We start from the raw sequence: 22,650 nt of genomic DNA, 5'->3' as shown, positions 1-22,650 counted from the left end.
TAGGAGGAAATTAAAATGGTAAATCGAATCGGTGGATTAGCATCAGGAATGGATATAGATTCAATTGTAAAAAAATTAATGAATGCGGAACGAGCACCATTAAACAAATTATATCAAAAGAAACAAACTTATGAATGGCAACGTGATGCATATCGCGGTGTGAATACAAAGCTTAAAACATTCGATACGTATATTTCAGATAATCTAGTATTAAAGAGTCTTATTTCTAAAACTGCGGCAAGTTCAAATTCTAATTTAGTATCTGCTACTGCAACAGGCAGTGCTGCTGGCTCACTTTCAATTGAGGGTGTTTCACAATTAGCTACTGCGGCTCGTAAAGTAGGGGAGCAAGTAAATGCTGTAGGTTCTACGAAAATGGCTGATTTAGGGGCAACAGGGACTATTGAGTTTAAAGCTATTCAAAAGAACGGTCAATTAGCAAGTGAGGCAACAAAAATTGAAATTACTTCTGATATGACTGTCAATCAGTTTATTAGCAAGGTGAATTCTAGTAATGCAGGGATTGACGCTGTATTTGAAAATGGTCGATTCTCCTTTACTGCCAAAAACACTGGTGATGTTAAAGGTGATGAGGAAATCAAAGTTACAGGCGGAGTAGATATTTTCAATAAGTTAGGATTTGCCGACCCTAGTAAAGTTCAAAATACAGAAGGAAAAAATGCTATTTTCACTGTGAACGGTATAGCAACAGAACGTACAACAAATACGTTTTTGATTTCAGGCTATAATGTAACGTTAAAAGATACATTCAATGGTCTTCAAACGATTTCAGATAAATATAAAGCCGCTGTTGAAGAATTTAAAAATGCTACTGACAATTTAGCAACTAAACAAGCAAATCTTATAACTAAGAAAAGTGCTTATGGTGCTAGTGATATTAATAGTTACACAGCTAATCATGAAACGGCATATACAACTGCTTTTGGTAATACATTATCTTTGTCACAACAAGTGCAATACAATAAACTAGGAAACGATTTTTGGAAAGGCTTAGCAGACGATGAAGCTAGTTTCATCAACGATAAATTATCTGCAGGTCAATCAGTCGAGCAAATTAGGAAGGCAATTGATGAAAGTGGCCTAAGTCTAGAGAAAATCGAGAAATTCCAATCTTTAACAGATAGCGAATTGCAAGCTTTATCTTCACTTGATACAACGCAATTAAAAGCATTTAAAACGCAAGCTGAATACGAACAGTATGGTACAAAATTAAAAGATTTTGATCAAAATGCTATTGATGCACTAAAACGCTTCTCGTATAACAGCAATGATTCAATTGATAAAATTCATAAAGATATAGACGATAATACGGAATTTACACAAGAAGTGAAAGATGCTTTAAAATCATTAAGTAAAGATGATTTAACTAATTTAATTGCAACAGATTCTGCAACATTAAAAACATATTCTGAAAAAGCGCAAGCAGATGATTTAAAAATAAAGTATAGTCAATTTGGCGATACATTAATTAAAGGTTTGCAAGATGGTTCTAAGAGAGTTGAAGATTTAACGACAGAACAAAAAAAGATTTGGAATAATTTAACACCGCAGAAAAAGGCTGAATTTAATGCACTAGCGGAACAAAATATTTTGCGTAAAGATTACTTAACTGCAGATGCTGATGAAAAAGCAGCGGTTACACGTTTAAATGAGGCTACGAGTACGCAAACTGCAGCAAAAGCAGATGCTAATGCAGCTGGTATTTTAAACCCTGATGGTAGTGTAGACGACACAAAGGTCAATGCCGCACCAAAAGCGCAAGCGGTGACAATGACTTCAACAACAAATGTTGACGATATTATGACTAAAATTAAAGAATTTGTCACTACTTATAATGGCTTTATAAAAGATTTAAATGATCAAACGAAAGAAACAAAATACCGTGATTATAAGCCATTAACTAGCGAGCAAAAAGAAAATATGTCCGAAAATGAAATTAAACTTTGGGAAGAAAAAGCTAAGAGTGGCTTACTTCGAGGAGATACGCTTATCCGTGAAGGACTATCTAACATGCGTTCATTAGTGTATCAATCTAATCCTGCTATCGATTCTAAATATAATACGTTATTTAGTATTGGAATAACTACATCTAAAAACTATAATGATGGCGGTTCGTTGCAAATCGATGAAATCAAATTGCGCAAAGTTTTAGAAGAAGATCCAGATGCAGTTGAAAAATTGTTTAAAAATAGTGAAGGTAAAAAAGAAGATATAGTAGATGGTAAAACGGTCGATACACGTGGTTATATCGATAAATTACGTGAATCTATGAAATCATTTGAAATTACTATTGAGAAAAAAGCTGGTCGCTCTACAATGACTGACGCGCAATATGCTATCGGGAAAAACTTGGTAGATACAGAAAGTCGAATTAGTACTTGGAAGCGAAAATTAGAAGATATTGAGTCTCGCTATTGGAAGCAATTCACTGCAATGGAAACAGCGATTAATAAAGCAAATTCTCAATCAAGCTTGTTCGCGCAAGGATGATCAAGTTTTTAACTAGGCAAGGTAGGAGAAGTTTATGCAACTAACAAATCAACTATTGCAGGCATCTGCGAATCTATATAAATTATTAGGTGATATCCCTAATGGCGAAGATCGTGATGACTATGTAGATAAGATTAATAATATGTTGGACAAGCGTGGAATAATTATCAATGCTTTAAAACAAGAAGGTTTTCATTTTGATGAACAAGATCGTGTTCATCGTACTTTGCTTGAATTAGATAATGGTATTAAAGAACGATTGGCTGCTGTAATGAGCGCAGTAAAGCAGGATATGGCAAACCTTCAAAAAACGAAAAAAAGTGAAGCGCAATACTTCAATCCATATGGCAATGTCCGTGTTATGGACGGGATGTATTACGACAAGAAAAATTAATTTCACCATTAGCTTTTATTCGTTGAATGGTTTAAAATAGTAAATAAGTAACATCTAAAAGGAGTTGTCCATTCTTGGCAGCAAATTTAACAGCACAAAACGCGTATAAGCAAAATAGTGTCACAACTGCTTCACCTGGAGAGCTTACATTAATGCTTTATAATGGATGTTTAAAGTTCTTAAGTAAAGCTAAACTTGCGATTCAAGATAAGAATATTCAAGACAAAAATACAAATTTAATAAAAGCACAAGCGATTATTAGTGAGCTTATGGCAACACTTAATATGGACATTGAAGTGTCGAATAATATGTTTGCTCTTTATGAATATATGAATCGTCGTTTAGTAGAAGCAAATATCCAAAATGATGTTAGTATCATTGAAGAAGTTGAAGGATTTGTGACGGAATTCCGTGATACATGGAAAGAAGTGATTCGCATTAATCGACAGCAACAATTCGGTAATGGGAATAATGCACAAGTTTAATAAAAAAATTAGAGACCATCGCTAGATGATGGTCTCTTTTCTTTGTAATAGATAGTGTAATTACGATAACACACAAAATTCGACAAGGGAAATAGTCCATCTAGTTATAAATTAGGTCATTAAATGGTCAAATATGTTACTAATTCCCTCTAGATGAAAATCATTCTTTCATGTCATAATCAAGCTAATGATATGTTTGAAAAGTATTGGGGTGGGGAAAATGAAATTTAAACGTCAAGAAGGCTTCCGGTTTAAATTTGACGAGCCAGTTAATATGACTTTTGCGGTATATGAAAATGGCAAAGTGAATCATGCACAAACGGCAATCGCTGATTTGTTAGATATTAGTCCGAGGGGATTAAAGATGTTTACCGAGGTCGATTTAGGTTTACGTCCTGCACCACTTGATTTGCGTTTTGTTTTGGATACAAGAGAAATTCGCGTATATGGAGAGGTTATTTGGAGCCGCCCTTATGGCAATGGGAAACATTATGGTGTGTTTTTCAATAATCAGGGTGCTGTTGAGGATTTGATTGTTGATGAGCTAAAAGCCCGCCGTAAAAAAGAGGCAACCGAAGCTAAGATGAAAAAAATCAATTCTTAAAATTTCTTGTGAAAAAAAGAATTATTTTAGAGGAATTTCACACACTTGTGTAGAAATATAAAGTATAGCAGTTATAAAGGAGGAGTTTACATGTTAAACTTTAACATTCGCGGTGAAAATATTGAGGTAACTCCAGCTATTCGAGAGTATGTTGAAAATAAAATCGAAAAAGTTGAACGTTATTTTAACGAAGATGTTAACGCCAATGCTAACGTAAATTTAAAGGTTTACAATGACAAACAAACAAAAGTGGAAGTTACAATTCCAATGAAAAACTTAACACTTCGTGCAGAAGAACGTCATAACGATATGTATGCTGCAATCGATTTAATTGTTGATAAATTAGAACGACAAATTCGCAAACATAAAACTAAAGTAAACCGTAAATTCCGTGAGCGTGAAGGTGCAGGACTTTATTTTGCTACAACACAAGCTGTAGCTGATACAGTAACAGAGGATGAAGAGTATTCTATTGTACGTACAAAACAATTTGATTTAAAACCGATGGATCAAGAAGAAGCGGTGTTACAGATGAATATGTTAGGACATGATTTCTATATTTTCACTGATGCTGAATCAAATGGTACAAACATTGTTTACAAACGTAAAGATGGCAAGTACGGTTTAATCGAAACAACTTAAATTATATATGATGGAAGCCTCTCGCTTTTGCGGGAGGCTTTTTTGAGTGTCACATCTGCTCATTATTTAAATCTTGCGATACGACTAGCAAAATTTTGATCTGTATAACACGCTTATTACATAAAAGGTAGAAAAGTTCGTGAATTAAACTTACTTTATCCCATTTCAGTTAGTGCTATAAGGACACTGTTTGCATGAAACTGTTACACAATGGTAAAATGAAATTTGAGACTCGTATAGGAAGTGAAAAATATTCATGGCAAACCTATTAAATAAATTATTTGATTTCAATAAACGTGAGTTAAAAAAATTAGAAAAAATCGCTGACCAAGTTGAGGGATTCGCTTCTCAAATGGAACAGCTTTCAGATGACCAACTACAAGCGAAGACAGAAGAATTTAAAAAGCGTTATGCAGATGGCGAAAAATTAGATTCTATTCGTGCTGAAGCTTTTGCGGTGAGTCGTGAGGCGTCCAAACGTGTATTAGGCATGTATCCTTTCCGCGTGCAAATCATGGGTGCTGCTTCACTTGATGAAGGTAATATTTCAGAGATGAAAACCGGTGAAGGTAAAACGTTAACTGCGACGATGGCGGTTTATTTAAATGCTATTACTGGCAAAGGCGTGCATGTTGTAACAGTCAATGAATATTTGGCTAGTCGTGACGCTGCTGAGATGGGCCAACTGTATAATTTCTTAGGCCTTACTGTAGGTTTAAATTTAAACAGTTTGTCAAAAGAAGAGAAGCGCGCTGCATATGAAGCGGATATTACGTATAGTACAAACAATGAGTTAGGGTTTGACTATTTACGTGATAATATGGTGCTCTATAAAGAAGAACGTGTGCAACGTCCGTTACACTATGCTGTTATCGATGAGGTTGACTCGATTTTAATTGATGAAGCACGTACGCCATTGATTATCTCGGGTCAGGCTGGAAAATCAGCACAATTGTACAAGCAGTCGAATGCATTTGTGCGCATGTTAAGTGCAGATACAGATTACACATATGAAGAGTCGACAAAAGGTGTTACGTTAACGGATGCTGGTGTAGAAAAAGCCGAAAAAGCATTTGGTATCGACAATTTATTTGATTTAACACATGTACGATTAAATCATGCTATTAACCAATCACTGAAGGCACATGTGAGTATGCATAATGATGTTGACTATGTAGTCCAAGATGGCGAAATTGTCATTGTTGACGGCTTTACGGGACGTTTAATGAAAGGGCGTCGCTATTCGGATGGCCTCCATCAAGCAATTGAAGCTAAAGAGGGCGTTGAGATTCAAAATGAATCGATGACAATGGCTACAATTACATTCCAAAACTATTTCCGCATGTATCAGAAACTTGCGGGTATGACAGGTACAGCGAAAACAGAAGAAGAAGAGTTCCGTAATATTTACAATATGAGTGTTATTGCGATTCCGACGAATAAGCCTATCGCGCGTGATGACCGTCCAGATTTAATTTTTGCTTCGATGGAAGGGAAATATAAAGCGGTGGCGGCTGACATTGCTGAACGTCATAAGGCAGGACAACCTGTACTTGTCGGTACAGTTGCGATTGAAACATCGGAAATTATTTCGCAGTTGCTTAATAAACATAAAATTCCACATAACGTATTGAATGCGAAAAACCATGAACGCGAAGCGGAAATTATCGCCAATGCTGGTTTAAAAGGTGCCGTTACGATTGCAACGAATATGGCTGGTCGTGGTACTGATATTAAACCTGGTGAAGGTGTATTAGAAATTGGTGGTTTAGCAGTCATCGGTACAGAGCGTCACGAATCACGTCGTATCGATAATCAGCTACGTGGTCGTTCTGGACGTCAAGGGAATCCAGGGGTTACGCAATTCTACCTGTCGTTGGAAGATGATTTAATGCGTCGCTTTGGCTCTGACAATATGAAGTCGATGATGATGCGATTAGGAATGGATGATTCTCAACCATTACAATCGAAAGTAGTATCAAGAGCTGTAGAATCAGCGCAGAAACGTGTTGAGGGGAATAACTTCGATGCACGTAAACGTTTACTACAATATGATGATGTTTTACGTCAGCAACGTGAGATTATTTACAAAGAACGTTATGATGTTTTAGAAACAGAAAATATGCGTGTACTTGTAGAGTCCATGATTCAGGAATCAATTGATAATGTTGTTGGCCTTTATACACAAGGAGAGCAGCAGAACGATTGGAACTTAAAAGCAATTGAGGATTATGTGTCCGCAAATCTATTAGAAGAGGGTACATTAAAAGTAGCTGATTTCCAAGGTAAATCTGCTGAAGACATTATTGCACTTATTTCTGACGCTGTGCATCAACGCTATGATGAAAAAGAAGCAGAGCTTACACCAGAGCGTATGCGTGAGTTTGAAAAAGTTATCTTATTGCGTTCGATTGATACGAAGTGGATTGACCATATTGACGCAATGGATCAATTACGACAAGGGATACACTTACGTGCTTATGGTCAAAATGATCCATTACGCGAATATCAACAAGAAGGCTTTGCTATGTTTGAGGATATGGTCGCTTCCATTCGTGAAGATGTAGCGAAATATGCGATGAAAGCCGAAATTCGCAGTAACTTAGAACGTGAAGAGGTTGCCAAAGGTCAGGCTGTGAATCCGAAAGAAGACGGTTCTCCAGCACCGAAAAAACAACCTGTACGTAAGGCAGAAAATATTGGTCGAAATGATTTATGCCCATGTGGTAGTGGGAAGAAATTTAAAAACTGTCATGGTACAGGTCAATAAATAATAGTAAAAGATCAATTCAACGGAGGTTGAGTTGATCTTTTTTTATCTATTCCTAGAAAATATGGAGTTAAAAGTCAGAATTAATAGACAATAGATAATTAAGGGTATACAATAATTGTAACAATAGGTATTTAGTACAATGAAAGTAAATAGTATAGCAAATTACTGAATGATTTCATTAAGTCCACGTGAACTTTCTTTTTTGACTAAAAGGGAGGTGAATAGATCTTCAGTAGACAAAACTCTCGAGGGTATGCTCGAGGAAGTACATAGGTTACAACAAGATACATGTACATTCCTTTTTAATTCAGATAATAGACATGATATTTAAGGAGGAGTAATCATTGCATTATAATTGTGGAGACATTATGAGTAGTGAAACGATGTTGTATATGCCTGAGTATGATGCCTTTGGAAATTTATGTACACGTGTAATTGAAAGAGACTTTCAATATATTTCTAAATTATCACCTACGAGATTAATGGATTTTAATCTTCGTTATTTTGGATCTAGCCTACGAGGGGCATTTGATGGCTCTAAGATGATATTAGGTAAGCTGAATAAAAATCCTATTGTTGTCCATGAGCGTTTTAATATTTTATGGTTCCCTAGTAAGTCGCCCTTACATCCTGAATGCATTTGGTTTGCTGTGCATCATATCGACGACTATATCGCGGTTGATAAAAAGCAAACAAAGGTGCTCTTTATGAACGGCCAAGAGATTATTGTGGATGTTAGCCCAAAAGCATTTGAATACCGTATTCAAAGGGCGTTTCTATTAAAATATAAGCTTGAAAAGCGTACAAAGCATTTACTTGTACAATTTGATCGAGTCAAAGTTTTTCAACGAATGGCTATCCATTCTAAATTGGAGGATGAACCAAAGCAAGATGAGAGTTAGAGATTAACCACGCATAATTACCCCATGATAACTCTCGGAAGTAAGATTGCATCTTTATTTTTCTTCATGCTGTTTCAAATGCTAACAACTATTAAAATTGCAGGCAATTTTCTAGTGGACTATTTTAGTTCAAGGGCTACATTTGGATACAAATGAATAATACTTGTTTATACGAAAGGGTGGAAATGGATGATTTATTACGAAACGACTTGTATTTGTTGTAAGAAACCGTTTAAGCTTTTAGAAGGAACAAGGAAATATCAACTTTATAAGGTGAATCGTAATAGACGTTTGACTTGCGAACATTGTGATCAAAAGATTCATGCGGAAGCGCGTAAAAGTTTACTTGGAAAATTAAATTAGTGAAATTACACAAGAAAGTAGTAGCACAAGCTAAGCTAGTTTGTACTACTATTTTTTTGTTCAGGCTTTCCCTTTTTTAAGCGCAACCTATGGAGATATTGAAAATAGTATGTTTTCCGCCTCAAAAACGCTATAATAAAAAGATACGGATTTTACTTATAATATCCATTAAAAATGTTCGGAGGATTTAACAATGATTGAATTAGCAGATGTACGTAATGTGTTAGACACTACAGCCACTAAATTGGCGGACTTTAGGGGGTCTCTTTGACTTAGAAAACAAGGAGGCACGTATTCAGGAATTAGATGAAATGATGTTAGAGCCTGGTTTCTGGGACGATCAACAAGGAGCACAAGTAGTCATTAATGAAGGGAATGGCTTGAAGGCCATTGTTAATGAATATAAAGAATTAGTCGATACACATGAAAACTTAGATATGACACTGGAGTTATTACGTGAAGAGCCTGATGAGGAATTGCAAGAGGAGCTAGGCAATGAGCTAGCGGAATTCCAACAAAAAATGAATGATTTTGAACTGCAACTACTATTAAGTGGGCCATACGATCATAACAATGCGATTTTAGAGCTGCATCCTGGTGCTGGTGGTACTGAGTCTCAAGACTGGGGTTCGATGTTGCTTCGTATGTACACGCGTTGGGCTGAAAAACGTGGCTTTAAAGTAGAAACAGTCGATTATCTTCCAGGTGATGAAGCAGGTATTAAATCGGTAACATTATCTATTAAAGGACATAATGCTTACGGTTACTTACAGGCTGAAAAAGGCGTACACCGTTTAGTACGTATTTCACCGTTTGATTCATCAGGTCGTCGACATACATCATTCGTATCATGTGATGTCATGCCTGAATTTGATGACAATATTGAAGTGGATATTCGTACCGAGGATTTAAAAATTGATACGTATCGTGCAACAGGTGCAGGTGGTCAGCATATTAATACAACCGATTCAGCTGTCCGTATTACACATATTCCAACAGGTACTGTTGTTCAATGTCAAGCAGAGCGTTCACAAATTAAAAACCGTGAAAAAGCCATGACGATGTTAAAAGGTAAGTTATACCAATTAGAAATTGACAAGCAACAAGCACAACTTGATGAAATTCGTGGAGAGCAAAAGGAAATAGGCTGGGGCTCTCAAATTCGTTCATACGTGTTCCATCCATACTCAATGGTGAAAGATCATCGTACAAGTGAAGAAACAGGGAATGTAGGAGCCGTAATGGACGGAGATATAGATCCATTCATCAATGCCTATTTACGTTCTAAAATCGGATAATGAATGAAAACCTCAGAGGCAATAAGCTTCTGAGGTTTTATTTTGAGGTGCCAGTCACTCAAACAATTCTGAATTTTCTAGGTGTCAGGCACTCAAAACGGAGGGTGATAGGGGGCATCATGGCTAAGTTGCTTGCGCTCTTCCATATAATGTTTATAGAGCATAGAGGCATTGACAAATTGTTTACTAATCGAGCCGTATTTAATAGGAAGCTCAATTTTCATATCATTTTTCAACGTAATAATACAACCATCGTTGCTTGGTGAAATATTTGAAATGGCATGAAGTCCAATCCAAATATTATGTATAGAGTTTGGCGAGTAGGTCGGCAAAAAAATGCAAGGAAAGCCATAATCATAAGCAACAACAATTGGCAGTTTATGTTGATTGCCAAAAAAACGTTTCGCAGAAAATTTTGCTGCTTCATACGTTGTGCCCAATGAAATGCATGACTTTCGTAAAACATGCAAAGGCTTGCGTGTCACAATTAACTCATTATGCTTGTCGATGACCCTTGTGAAAATTTTCGATTCATGTTGAATAGGTTGTAATAAATAAGTATTGAAAGACATTAAATAACCATTTACATAATTTGTTGACATATATATGTAACGCCTCCTTATGGGAATATTTATTTGTAGTGTAAATGACAAAGACGAATACTGAAAATATAAATAAAAAACGAAATTATCTAGAAATTGATACTATTTCTTTAGAAATTTGCTTAAAAATACGCTATAATTCTAATAAATGATAGTTGATTTAATTTTGTTTAGCGTTGCAATTTGGTCTGAATTTTCTTATAATTTAGAAAAGGATCGAGGTGGAGATCGTTGGATAAATATTATTCGTACACAGATTTTCTAAAAGCCGTTGGTCAGTCGAAAAAAGTTGATGAGGCAGAGAAATTATTGAACGAGATTTATTTAGATTTATTTTTAAATCATATCCAGCGTATGCATCGTGAAGAACAGCTAATGGTTCTGATAGATAGAACACTCGATGAACGAGATGAAAAGGCTTTTCATCTATACGCGGCTGAACTAGAGGCATTACACAAAATAGCAAGTGAATAATACGATAAGACCGCTCTCCGTTAACGGGGAGCGGATTTTTTTGTCTGCAACGAAATAGAAAGTGCCTTATTGCATTAATAGGGCAATAAGGATAATTGTCTTTGTCATTTGTAAATTTATAGAATTGTATGATTAAAGAATGGGTATATATCTAATCATGGATACAAGGAGCTAAAGTATTTAGCTTCTAGAAAAATGAATGATAGCGTTAGAATTAGTGACGAGTAACGACAAATAAATAATGCGTTGTAATCAAGTGAGAAATTCGAAATTGAGAAAAATAACAAACATTCGTTCGTTAAATGTTCGATATTTTAGTACTGCTATGCTAAAATAAATGTACAAATTGGAAGGAAAGGACGGGAACATGCGTGCAAACATTTGATTTACAGGCGCCATATCAGCCTAACGGGGATCAGCCACAGGCGATTGCGGAATTAGTGGAGGGTGTACGGGAAGGGAAACGACATCAAACTTTGCTTGGTGCAACAGGAACGGGCAAAACATTTACGATTTCTAATGTTATTCAGCAAGTAAAAAAACCAACGCTGATTATGGCCCACAATAAAACACTAGCGGGTCAATTATATAGTGAGTTCAAAGAGTTCTTCCCAAATAATGCAGTTGAATACTTTGTGAGTTATTATGATTACTTTCAGCCTGAAGCGTATGTTCCACAAACAGATACGTATATCGAAAAAGATTCAAGTATTAATGATGAAATCGACAAGCTGCGTCACTCAGCCACATCGGCTCTTTTCGAACGGGATGATGTCATCATTATTGCTTCAGTGTCTTGTATATATGGTTTAGGTTCTCCTGAAGAATATCGCGAATTGGTTGTATCGATTCGAACAGGTATGGAGATTGAACGCAATCAGTTGCTTCGGAAATTAGTAGACGTGCAATATGAACGTAATGATATTAGTTTTACACGCGGGACGTTCCGTGTGCGAGGTGACGTTGTCGAAATTTTCCCAGCCTCTCGTGATGAACATTGCGTTCGTGTGGAATTTTTCGGAGATGAGATTGATCGCATTCGAGAAGTCGATGCGTTGACAGGAGAAATATTGGCAGATCGCGACCATGTAGCAATTTTCCCAGCTTCCCACTTCGTTACACGCGAAGAAAAAATGCTGAAAGCGATTGACAATATTGAACAAGAATTAGAACAACGTCTTGCGTTATTGCGAGCAGAAGATAGGCTATTGGAAGCACAGCGTTTAGAGCAGCGTACGCGCTATGATTTAGAAATGATGCGTGAAATGGGCTTTTGTTCAGGTATTGAAAACTACTCACGTCATTTAACATTGCGTGAAGCTGGTGCAACACCATACACATTACTCGATTACTTCCCAGAAGACTTTTTGCTTATTGTCGATGAGAGTCACGTGACATTACCACAGGTACGGGGTATGTATAACGGGGACCAAGCACGAAAAGGGGTACTAGTGGAGCATGGATTCCGTTTGCCTTCTGCACTAGATAATCGTCCTTTGCGTTTCGAGGAGTTTGAACGACACATTCATCAAGCCATTTATGTATCAGCAACGCCTGGTCCATATGAACTTGAACATACGCCAGAAATGGTGCAACAAATTATTCGTCCGACAGGGTTACTTGATCCATTAATTGACGTGCGCCCGATTGAAGGGCAAATCGATGATTTAATTGACGAGATTCATGACCGTATTGCGCGCAATGAACGTGTCCTCGTTACAACATTGACGAAAAAAATGTCGGAAGATTTATCTGCTTATTTGAAGGAAATGGGCTTAAAAGTGGAATACTTACATTCAGAGATTAAGACATTAGAGCGGATTGAAATTATTCGTGAACTTCGTAAAGGTACATATGATGTACTAATCGGCATTAATTTATTGCGTGAAGGTTTAGATATTCCTGAAGTATCGCTCGTGGCGATTTTAGATGCGGATAAGGAAGGCTTTTTACGTTCGGAACGTTCGCTTATTCAAACAATTGGTCGTGCGGCACGTAATGCAAATGGACATGTTATCATGTACGCAGATAATATGACAGATTCGATGAAAAAGGCGATTGATGAAACGAAACGTCGTCGTTCAATTCAAATGGCCTACAATGAGGAACATGGCATTACACCGAAAACAATTGTCAAAAAGATTCCGGATGTTATTCGTGCGACACAAGTGGCAGAGGAAGAGGAATCGTATGTTACAAAGGCAACGAAAGGCAAGAAGTTGACGAAGGCAGAAAAAGAGAAATTGTTGGCATCTCTTGAAGTAGAGATGAAGGAAGCGGCTAAAGCGCTTGATTTCGAACGAGCAGCTGAACTACGAGATACAATATTTGAATTGAAAGCAGAAGGGTGATTGGCTTGTGAAAAATACAGAAATCGTCGTGCAAGGCGCACGAGCACATAATTTAAAAAATATAAATGTCACAATTCCACGTGATCAATTAGTCGTGTTAACAGGTTTATCGGGTTCTGGGAAGTCTTCCTTAGCGTTTGATACGATTTATGCCGAGGGGCAACGTCGTTATGTAGAATCGCTATCTGCCTATGCGCGCCAATTTCTCGGCCAAATGGATAAACCAGATGTAGATGCAATTGAGGGGCTATCCCCTGCCATTTCAATCGATCAGAAAACGACAAGCCGTAATCCACGTTCCACAGTTGGAACCGTTACGGAAATCTATGATTATTTACGTTTGCTATTCGCTCGTATTGGGAAGCCAATATGTCCAAATCATGGTATAGAAATTACATCGCAAACGATTGAGCAGATGGTGGATCGTTTATTAGTTTATCCAGAACGTACGAAAATGCAATTACTGGCACCGATGATTTCAGGTCGTAAAGGGACGCATGTCAAGTTACTAGAAGACTTGAAAAAGCAAGGCTTTGTACGCGTACGGATTGATGGTGAATTACGCGATTTAGATGATGCGATTGATCTTGATAAAAATAAAAAGCATTCGATAGAAGTTGTAGTCGATCGTGTTGTTGTTAAAGAGGGGATTGCTGCTCGTCTTAGTGATTCGTTAGAAACAGCCCTTCGATTAGCTGAAGGACGCGTTCTTGTTGATGTCATGGAACATGAAGAATTATTATTTAGTGAACATCATGCCTGCCCATTATGTGGTTTTTCAATAGGGGAGCTAGAGCCTCGTATGTTTTCATTTAACAGTCCGTTTGGAGCATGTACAAGCTGTGACGGGTTAGGAACAACGCAGGAGGTTGATTTAGAACTGATTGTGCCAGATTGGGAACGTTCATTATTAGAGCACGCCATTGCACCATGGGAGCCGACAAGCTCACAATATTATCCACAACTATTAAAGGCAGTATGTGATCATTACGCGATTCCGATGGACGTACCTGTCAAAGATTTACCTAAAGAAAAGATGGATAAGATTTTATATGGTTCTGGTAAAGATAAAATTCGCTTCTATTATGAAAATGAATTTGGCAATGTACGAGATCAGATGATTGAATTTGAAGGTGTGGTGCGTAATGTAGAGCGCCGTTTTAAAGAAACAACTTCTGATTATGTACGAGAGCAAATGGAGAAATATATGGCACAGCAAGCTTGTCCATCTTGTAAAGGTTACCGATTAAAGCCCGAAACATTAGCAGTGAAAATTGGCGATCAACATATTGGACAAGTAACAGAGTATTCGATTCAGGAGGCAGATACGTTTTTCAAAGAGCTCGATTTATCTGAAAAGGATATGCAAATTGCGAGACTCGTATTGCGTGAAATCGAGGAACGACTTGGCTTCCTAGTGAATGTAGGGTTAGATTATTTAACATTAAATCGTGCAGCTGGAACACTTTCAGGTGGAGAAGCACAACGAATTCGTTTAGCAACACAAATTGGCTCTCGCTTAACAGGTGTACTCTATATTTTAGATGAACCATCCATTGGACTACATCAGCGAGACAATGACCGTCTTATTAGTACGCTACAAAATATGCGAGATATCGGCAATACACTGATTGTTGTCGAGCATGATGAAGACACAATGCTAGCGGCAGATTATCTGATTGATGTTGGACCGGGCGCCGGTGTACATGGTGGTCAAATTGTAGCAGCAGGTACGCCACAGGAAGTCATGGATAATCCACAGTCGTTAACAGGCCAATATTTAAGTGGCAAGAAGTTTATACCACTACCAGTAGAGCGTCGTAAACCAAATGGGCGTAAATTATCTATAGTGGGGGCAAAGGAAAACAATCTACAGAACGTCAAAGTAGATGTGCCATTAGGTTTATTTGTAGCAGTAACAGGTGTTTCTGGATCAGGTAAATCAACACTAATTAATGAAATTTTATATAAATCATTAGCCCAAAAGCTCAACCGTTCAAAGGTAAAGCCAGGCGCACATAAAGAAGTATCAGGGATCGATGAATTGGAAAAGGTTATCGATATTGACCAATCGCCAATAGGAAGAACCCCTCGCTCCAATCCTGCAACGTATACGGGTGTCTTTGACGATATTCGCGATGTGTTTGCCACAACAAATGAAGCGAAAGTACGTGGCTATAAAAAAGGACGTTTTAGCTTTAACGTTAAAGGTGGCCGTTGTGAAGCATGTCGGGGTGACGGGATTATTAAAATTGAAATGCATTTCCTACCAGATGTATATGTGCCATGTGAGGTTTGCCATGGAAAACGTTACAACCGTGAAACACTTGAAGTAAAATATAAAGACAAAAGTATTGCCGATATTTTAGATATGACAATTGAAAATGCCGTCGTGTTTTTCGAAAATATCCCTAAAATCCAACGTAAATTACAAACGATTGTTGATGTTGGCTTAGGATATATGAAATTAGGTCAACCTGCGACAACACTGTCTGGTGGTGAGGCGCAACGTGTCAAATTGGCATCTGAATTACATCGTCGCTCAACAGGTAAGTCATTTTATATTTTAGATGAGCCAACGACGGGCTTACATGCAGATGATATTGCGCGTTTACTAATTGTTTTACAACGACTTGTAGAAAATGGGGATTCGGTGCTCGTTATTGAGCATAATTTAGATGTTATTAAAACAGCGGATTACATTATTGATCTAGGACCAGAAGGTGGCGACAAAGGAGGTACCATTGTTGCAACGGGTACACCAGAAGAAGTAATGGAAGTGGCTGGCTCTTATACGGGTAAATATTTAAAACCGATTTTAATACGTGATCGACAACGTATGGAAACGGCTTTAACAGAAGCAACAAAATAAATTTTTTACAAACAGCAAAAAGAAAAAAATTATAAAAATCTGCTCTGTTTCTGAGGGTGAGATTTAAGACCTTGTACGCTAAAGCATTTAGCACAGCTAGCATAAGTCTTATTTTCACTCTGGAAATGTAGCAGAATTTTTAAATGACAGTATCAAAAAAACATCTAGATAGCAGGCATGAAAACTTTTTTACTGTATGACAGTGCATGCTTTTTCTTTTTTCAGTGAAACTTTTCACATATGGAGACGTATAAATAAATATAACAATCTGTGGGAGGCTATACCATTATGCAAAATGAACGTCAACGAATTTTAGAACTTGTGGAAAAAGGAACTATTTCAGCGCAAGAGGCGATTACATTATTAGAAGCATTAGAGCAACCTAGCAAGTCCACTGATAGCAGTATGAACGATACGTCGAATACGGATCAACAATCCTCAGCAGAAAAAGAACCAATCTTTAAAGAAGAACAAAAAAAGAAAGAGGAAGATTTCACAAAGCATTTCCAAGATGAAATCCATGATTTTCGTAAAGATTTAACACAAATTGGCTCACTCTTTATGGATATGATGAATACGGCAGTAAAAAAAGTAAAAGAATTCGATGTTTCTTCACCATTTGGAGATAAGTTTGAATTTACTCATACCGAAGAACTTGCAGCAGCGCATATAGAAAATATTATGGTTGAGCTACCGAATGGTAATTTTTCATTAGAACCGTGTGAAGGTGATACTTTCCAAATTATTTGTAAGGTCAAAGCACCTCTAGTGAATGATAGTGAGGAAGAAACACGTAATCATTTCTTGGAGCAATTTGTTGTGAAAAGTGAAGAAGACTCACTACGAATTTTAAGTCAATTAAAGCTAGTACAAGTAAATGTACAAGTACTTGCACCAAAGGAAAAATTAGATAAATTATCTGTCCGTTTAATGAATGGTGGCGTAACTTTACAAAATATCGAGCTGGAGCAATTAAAGCTGAAAACATTGAATGGTGCAATTAAGGGCTCGAAGCTAGTATTTACGAAGGCGGAAGTGGATTCATCGAATGGCTCCATCGAACTAACGGATGTTCGTGGTAAAGATTTAGAAGCTGAAACTTTGAATGGGCGCGTATATTTAGATGGTGCATTAGATGAAGTAGAAGCAAAATCTATAAATGGACATGTTGTAGTGACAACATGCTCTAGTAAATCTTCAAAAATTAAAGCACATACTGTTGCAGGTGCTGTAGAAATATATGTACCACGTACAATGTCGTTAAGCGGTAAAATTGTAACGAATTTTGGTAAAGTAGATGTCGGTATTCAAGATGCGTCGAAAATTGAGACACAAGATCAATTTTTATCTAAAGTAGTCCGTTTTGATAAAGAAGTGGAAGATGCCAACCGTCTATTTATTGAAGGCGAGTCGAAAACAGGTGCAGTTTTAGTACGTTATACAACGACTGACGAGCAAGAAATGTAAAATAAGGAGCATTCAAGCAAAGAGATGAAACAGCTTGAATGCTCTTTTGTATTTTCAAATGAAGCAATAAACAGGAATCGACTAGAACTTTCCATCGATTCCTGTTTTATTTTGTTGGTGTTTGATAGATTTATATAAAATATTCCAAAAAATATTAATTAACTAGGAAAATATTCCAACGAATGAAATAAAACTGTAATAAAAAATCATAGATTGAGTGCTATAATAGAAAAAGGAATACATCTTACATATATAAGAGGTTTAGGTGGTTTAAAAAATTATGATAGAAATGAAAAATGTGACAAAGAAGTACCCGAATGGTGTAGTTGCGACAAATGGCATTTCGGTTAATATAAAACAAGGTGAGTTTGTCTATGTTGTTGGTCCAAGTGGTGCAGGTAAATCGACATTTATCAAGTTAATGTACCGCGAGGAAAAAGCAACTTCAGGTGAAATTACTGTTAATGGTATTGATTTGGGCAGTTTGAAAAATAAAAAGGTACCTTTTTTGCGTCGTCAACTTGGTGTTGTTTTCCAAGATTTCAAATTATTACCAAGGTTGAACGTCTATGAGAACGTAGCATTTGCTCTAGAGGTAATTGAAGAGGAGCCCGTAGAAATTCGTAGACGGGTTATGGAAGTTTTAGAACTTGTTGGCTTAAAACATAAGGCAAGAATGTTCCCAAATGAACTTTCTGGTGGTGAGCAGCAACGTGTCTCCATTGCACGTTCCATCGTCAATGTACCAAAAGTTGTGATTGCAGATGAACCAACAGGAAATCTAGATCCCGAGACATCTTGGGAGATTATGAATTTATTTGAAGAGATTAATGCACGGGGTACAACAATCGTAATGGCAACCCATAACCGTGAAATAGTGAACACTATTCGTCGACGGGTTATAGCGATTGAAGGCGGTATGATTGTCCGTGATGAGCACGGAGGTGACTACGGCTATGAAATTTAATACGGTAAAACGCCATTTTCGAGAAAGTATTAAATCACTTGGACGTAATAGCTGGATGACAATTGCTTCTGTCAGCGCAGTTACGGTGACTTTAATATTAGTAGGTGTATTCTCACTCATTATGATGAACTTAAACAAAGTTGCATCTGATTTAGAGAACGACGTTGAAATAAAAGTGTTAATCGACGAAACGGCAGATGAAGCTGCTGAAAAAGCGTTATTAGCAAAGATTAAAAAATTGCCAGATGTTGCGGAAATGACATATTCCACAAAAGAGGATGAATTAACAAAGTTAGTAAAAGATTTTGGGGATGACTTTAAGCTTTTTGAGCAAAGTAACCCGTTACGAAATGTCATTTATGTAAAGGCGGCAGATCCACAACAAACAGCAAAAGTTGCAAAGACAATTAATAAGTATGAATATACATACGATGTTAAGTACGGCGAAGGTAAAGTAGAAAAACTTTTCAACTTCCTAAATATTAGTCGTAATGTGGGGCTTGTGCTGATTTTAGGGTTATTATTCACTGCGATTTTCTTAATCTCTAATACGATTCGTATTACGATTATCGCGCGTCGTGATGAAATAGAAATTATGAAACTAGTAGGGGCAACAAATTCATTCGTGCGTATTCCATTCCTTTTAGAAGGTATGTGGCTTGGAATTTTAGGCTCTATTATTCCGATTGCGGTTGTCGCAACACTTTACCACAATGTTTATAAAATTATTGCACCTCGTTTACAAGGTGAGCTCGTGCAACTATTAGATTTCTCACCACTTGTTTACCAAGTGAGCGCTCTGATACTTCTTATTGGTGTGTTAATTGGTATATGGGGAAGTTTCATGTCTGTACGTAAGTTTTTAAAAATTTAACTTGCTTTGTGGCAATAGTCATTCGTTTTGTAGGGCCAAATCAGGTAGTAACGGTGCCAAAGAATGTCACAGATTTCAAAAGCAGATTCTGCCGACGCGTAAACTTAGCTAAATTTGCACCACAATTTAAAGGCTTTTAAAACGGCAAAGTTTATGGGAATTAAATATCGAAGGGGAGTCCATTAGATGAAAAGTATAGCGAAAAACTCTATAAAAGCATTTGCGGCAACAACTGCACTACTTCTTTTTATCCAAACTCCATCAGCGTATGCAAATAGTTTATCGGATTTAAAAGAAGAGAAAAATCAAGTAGAAACAAAGAAAAATCAATTGAATTCTTCTATTAGTGGTAAAGAAAACGCCATTAATGAAAATAAAGAAAAGCAACAAAAACTATTAGATCAAATTCAAGCGTTAAATGCTGAAATTGACAAAACAAATAGTGATATTAAAAATATATTGGCTGAAATAAATGCTACAAATGATGAGATAAAAGCATTAGAAGGAACTATCGAAGAACTTCTTCGCAAAATTGAAGAGCGTGATTTATTGTTACAAGATCGTGCACGAGCAATTCAAGCTGGGGGCTCAGTTAGCTACTTAGATGTACTACTCGGTTCAAATAGTTTCGTAGACTTTATCGATCGTTTCTCTGCTGTCAATTCATTACTTGAAGCAGATCGTCAAATTATTCGCGATCAAAAACAAGATAAGCAAACTTTAGAAGAGCAAAAACAAGTTCTAGAAGGCAAACGCCAAAAGCTTGAAGAACAGAAAGCAAAGCTAGAAGGTTTAAAAGCATCATTAGATGGACAGAAAAAAGAGAAAAACACATTAGTTGATCAGCTAGAAAAAGAACAAGAGAAACTAAAGTCTGAAAAAGTATTACTTGAAAAAGAGTATTCAGAGGCACTGGAAATTAGTGCAGAATTACAGCAAAAAATCATTTCCGAGCAAAACCGTTTAGCGGAAATTGCCCGTCAACAAGAGGCAAAACGTAAAGCTGCAGCGGCAGCTGCTGCGGCGGCTGGGAACTCGGGTTCAAGCTCTGGTTCTACGGTGAATGCACCAGCATCAGAAGGTACTTGGATTAAGCCGACAAATGGTCGTTTAACATCACCGTACGGCTGGCGTAACCTTGGAGCCGGTCCAGAATTCCATTATGGTGTTGACCTTGCCAACAAAACAGGTACACCAATTTGGGCATCTGCTGACGGAGTTGTATCCTATGCAGCACCACTAAGTTCTTATGGAAATGTTGTTATTTTAACACACTCTATCAATGGACAAATTTATACAACGGTTTATGCACATCTTAGTGCCTTTAACGTTAGTGTAGGGGATGTAGTGAACCAAGGACAGCAAATTGCAGCAATGGGTAGTACAGGTCGTTCTACTGGACCGCACTTGCATTTTGAAATTCATATCGGCTCTTGGCAAGGACAAGCAGTTGGTAGTGTGAATCCACTAAAATATATTCCATTATAATAAAGAATTAACAGAGTCGTCTTATGTTTAAGGCGGCTCTCTTTTTTTATTTGCGCCAACTCGTTCGAAAAAAAGTGGACGGAATTTCATCTGTTCATTGCAATAAAATACGATATGGGGTATTTTAAAATAAAGTACTAAAAAAATTTACATTCTATATATCCATTAGTAGTTTTTTTGAACACAGTGTGAAATAACAGTTTTCGTAAAAGCATCTATGCTATGCTAAAAGTATCTATATTGATGGAGGATTTGTTTAGGTGATTAATACTGAGTGGTTTTCAATTCGTGCATTAACATTACCAGCAACAGCTGTTGCTTTATTACTAGCGTTTTTCATCGTATGGCTTGTTTTGCGAATACAATTTCCGAAAATATGGTCAGGGGTATATGGAGATGCCATCTTTACTTTTATACTCGTTTGGAAATTTAGTCTTATTATTACGGACTTCCAATCGGTCATTAATCAACCGCTAGCGCTTCTTTACTTTAATGGAGGAACAGTTGGAGTGTTACTAGGGGTAGCTGCTATACTGTTACAATTTTGGCGGAAGCGTCAACAGCTACAGTTTGATACTGAGGGTATAATGGCGTGTGGTTGGGCAATTATGTTAACGCAATCCATTTATCAATGGTTCGTGGTATTATTGAATGACAATCCACTTCAAAGCGAACTCATCACTTTAGTAGTGCTAAGCGTGCTAACGATTTTCATATTATGGAAAGTACCAACAACTAAGACAGCGTTATTCCTGTATACCGTTGGCTATTGTATCGTAGCTGCATTACAGCCACTTGGTTTTTGGCAAACGGCTGTTGGGGTAAGCTTCCTACTACTTCTATTAGGTATAGGAATTCAACGAATAGGAGGAAAAGAATGAAAAAAAATATTGGGTTACTTATTGTCGTGTTGTTAATAGTTGCGATGATTGGTACATATGTTAAACAGCAAATTGATAAAGAACGTGAAATTGAATCTGCATCCCTCGGTAAAGAAGTAGAAGAACGGACAGTCGGGTTAAATAAAGGTGATATACCGCCAGATTTCACATTAACAAACTTAGATGGTGAAGAAGTGACATTAAGTGAATTGCGTGGAAAAAAAGTTGTACTCAATTTTTGGGCAACATGGTGTCCACCTTGTAAAGCTGAAATGCCGCATATGCAAAATTATTACGACCAATATGCCAAGGAAGATAATGTTGAAATATTAGCTGTCAACTTAACATCAGCTGAACGAGATGTCACAGCCGATGCTAAAATTGATACAGTTATGACATTTAGAGATGGCTTTGAACTGACATTCCCTATTTTACTGGACCCTGAAAATGCAGCTGGTTCAGAATATCAAGTCATTACGATTCCAACAACGTATTTTATTGATTCAACGGGCACCATTCAGCAAGCGATAGAGGGTCCAATGAATTTAGAGATGTTAAAAAACACTGTAAATGCATTAGATTAAGTCATTAAGTATGTGCGTGCCAGACACCCAAACAATTCTGAATTTTGTCAGAAGATTATTCAAAATAGCTAAGTAAAATCCACGAAGAATTCTGCGGCTTCCGTTGTGACCGTTGAAA

18 protein-coding genes are annotated in these 22,650 nt (G+C 37.0%); 17 read left to right on the top strand and 1 reads right to left on the bottom strand.

What is annotated here, in order from left to right:
• Nucleotides 1-15: 15 nt before the first annotated feature.
• The 8 genes from fliD (at nt 16) to prfB (ending at nt 9,972) form a co-directional block, all read left to right on the top strand.
• Nucleotides 16-2,511 (top strand): flagellar filament capping protein FliD, encoded by a 2,496-nt coding sequence (gene fliD, locus FC748_RS14005; RefSeq protein WP_108029427.1) that lies wholly within the window; start codon nt 16-18, stop codon nt 2,509-2,511.
• Between the two features lie 34 nt (nt 2,512-2,545).
• Nucleotides 2,546-2,905 (top strand): flagellar protein FliT, encoded by a 360-nt coding sequence (gene fliT / locus FC748_RS14000; protein WP_108029428.1) that lies wholly within the window; start codon nt 2,546-2,548, stop codon nt 2,903-2,905.
• Nucleotides 2,906-2,979: 74 nt separating this feature from the next.
• Complete coding sequence (fliS, locus tag FC748_RS13995) at nt 2,980-3,390, top strand: flagellar export chaperone FliS (RefSeq protein ID WP_024362488.1); 411 nt, start codon at nt 2,980-2,982, stop codon at nt 3,388-3,390.
• A gap of 220 nt (nt 3,391-3,610) precedes the next feature.
• A complete protein-coding gene (locus tag FC748_RS13990; RefSeq protein ID WP_108029429.1) occupies nt 3,611-3,994 on the top strand; it encodes a PilZ domain-containing protein in 384 nt (127 codons plus the stop codon).
• A gap of 90 nt (nt 3,995-4,084) precedes the next feature.
• Nucleotides 4,085-4,636: a ribosome hibernation-promoting factor, HPF/YfiA family gene (gene hpf, locus FC748_RS13985; protein ID WP_024362490.1), complete on the top strand. Its 552-nt coding sequence runs from the start codon at nt 4,085-4,087 to the stop codon at nt 4,634-4,636.
• 256 nt (nt 4,637-4,892) lie between these two features.
• Entirely contained in the window at nt 4,893-7,406 is a 2,514-nt protein-coding gene (gene secA, locus FC748_RS13980; protein WP_108029430.1) for a preprotein translocase subunit SecA, read from the top strand.
• Between the two features lie 347 nt (nt 7,407-7,753).
• A complete protein-coding gene (locus FC748_RS13975; RefSeq protein WP_024362492.1) occupies nt 7,754-8,311 on the top strand; it encodes a competence protein ComK in 558 nt (185 codons plus the stop codon).
• 556 nt (nt 8,312-8,867) lie between these two features.
• Nucleotides 8,868-9,972, top strand: a protein-coding gene (gene prfB / locus FC748_RS13970; RefSeq protein WP_370510640.1) for a peptide chain release factor 2 whose coding sequence is annotated in 2 segments (ribosomal slippage) — nt 8,868-8,942 and nt 8,944-9,972 — 1,104 coding nt in all. Because the reading frame shifts where the segments join, the coding sequence is not laid out codon by codon here.
• 92 nt (nt 9,973-10,064) lie between these two features.
• On the opposite strand, the gene FC748_RS13965 is transcribed toward prfB, so the two are convergent.
• Entirely contained in the window at nt 10,065-10,574 is a 510-nt protein-coding gene (locus FC748_RS13965) for a competence protein ComK (RefSeq protein ID WP_108029431.1), read from the bottom strand.
• A gap of 231 nt (nt 10,575-10,805) precedes the next feature.
• Here FC748_RS13965 and FC748_RS13960 point away from each other — a divergent pair, with 231 nt between their 5' ends.
• From FC748_RS13960 to FC748_RS13920, 9 genes are all read left to right on the top strand, one after another.
• Nucleotides 10,806-11,048, top strand: coding sequence for an IDEAL domain-containing protein (locus FC748_RS13960; protein WP_024362495.1), 243 nt, complete (start codon nt 10,806-10,808; stop codon nt 11,046-11,048).
• 371 nt (nt 11,049-11,419) lie between these two features.
• The gene (gene uvrB, locus FC748_RS13955; RefSeq protein ID WP_024362496.1) at nt 11,420-13,399 is read left to right on the top strand and encodes an excinuclease ABC subunit UvrB; all 1,980 of its coding nucleotides are present in this window, start codon (nt 11,420-11,422) and stop codon (nt 13,397-13,399) included.
• Nucleotides 13,400-13,406: 7 nt separating this feature from the next.
• Nucleotides 13,407-16,271, top strand: coding sequence for an excinuclease ABC subunit UvrA (gene uvrA / locus FC748_RS13950; RefSeq protein ID WP_024362497.1), 2,865 nt, complete (start codon nt 13,407-13,409; stop codon nt 16,269-16,271).
• Between the two features lie 288 nt (nt 16,272-16,559).
• Complete coding sequence (locus FC748_RS13945; protein WP_025218658.1) at nt 16,560-17,738, top strand: DUF4097 family beta strand repeat-containing protein; 1,179 nt, start codon at nt 16,560-16,562, stop codon at nt 17,736-17,738.
• Between the two features lie 280 nt (nt 17,739-18,018).
• The gene (gene ftsE, locus FC748_RS13940; RefSeq protein ID WP_024362499.1) at nt 18,019-18,705 is read left to right on the top strand and encodes a cell division ATP-binding protein FtsE; all 687 of its coding nucleotides are present in this window, start codon (nt 18,019-18,021) and stop codon (nt 18,703-18,705) included.
• Complete coding sequence (ftsX, locus tag FC748_RS13935; protein WP_108029432.1) at nt 18,695-19,579, top strand: permease-like cell division protein FtsX; 885 nt, start codon at nt 18,695-18,697, stop codon at nt 19,577-19,579. Before ftsE ends, ftsX begins: the two co-directional genes overlap by 11 nt.
• 186 nt (nt 19,580-19,765) lie before the next feature.
• Nucleotides 19,766-21,067 (top strand): murein hydrolase activator EnvC family protein, encoded by a 1,302-nt coding sequence (locus FC748_RS13930; RefSeq protein WP_108029433.1) that lies wholly within the window; start codon nt 19,766-19,768, stop codon nt 21,065-21,067.
• 260 nt (nt 21,068-21,327) lie between these two features.
• The gene (locus FC748_RS13925; protein ID WP_025218661.1) at nt 21,328-21,948 is read left to right on the top strand and encodes a hypothetical protein; all 621 of its coding nucleotides are present in this window, start codon (nt 21,328-21,330) and stop codon (nt 21,946-21,948) included.
• Nucleotides 21,945-22,532 carry a peroxiredoxin family protein gene (locus FC748_RS13920; RefSeq protein WP_025218662.1) on the top strand — a complete coding sequence of 196 codons (588 nt, stop codon included), beginning with the start codon at nt 21,945-21,947 and terminating at the stop codon, nt 22,530-22,532. The genes FC748_RS13925 and FC748_RS13920 overlap by 4 nt, the downstream gene beginning before the upstream one ends.
• The last annotated feature ends 118 nt before the right edge of the window (nt 22,533-22,650 follow it).

The organism is Lysinibacillus sphaericus, assembly GCF_005217585.1.
Classification (GTDB): domain Bacteria; phylum Bacillota; class Bacilli; order Bacillales_A; family Planococcaceae; genus Lysinibacillus; species Lysinibacillus sphaericus.
Note: the sequence above shows the minus strand (reverse complement) of the source record. Positions and strands in the feature narration are given on the sequence as shown.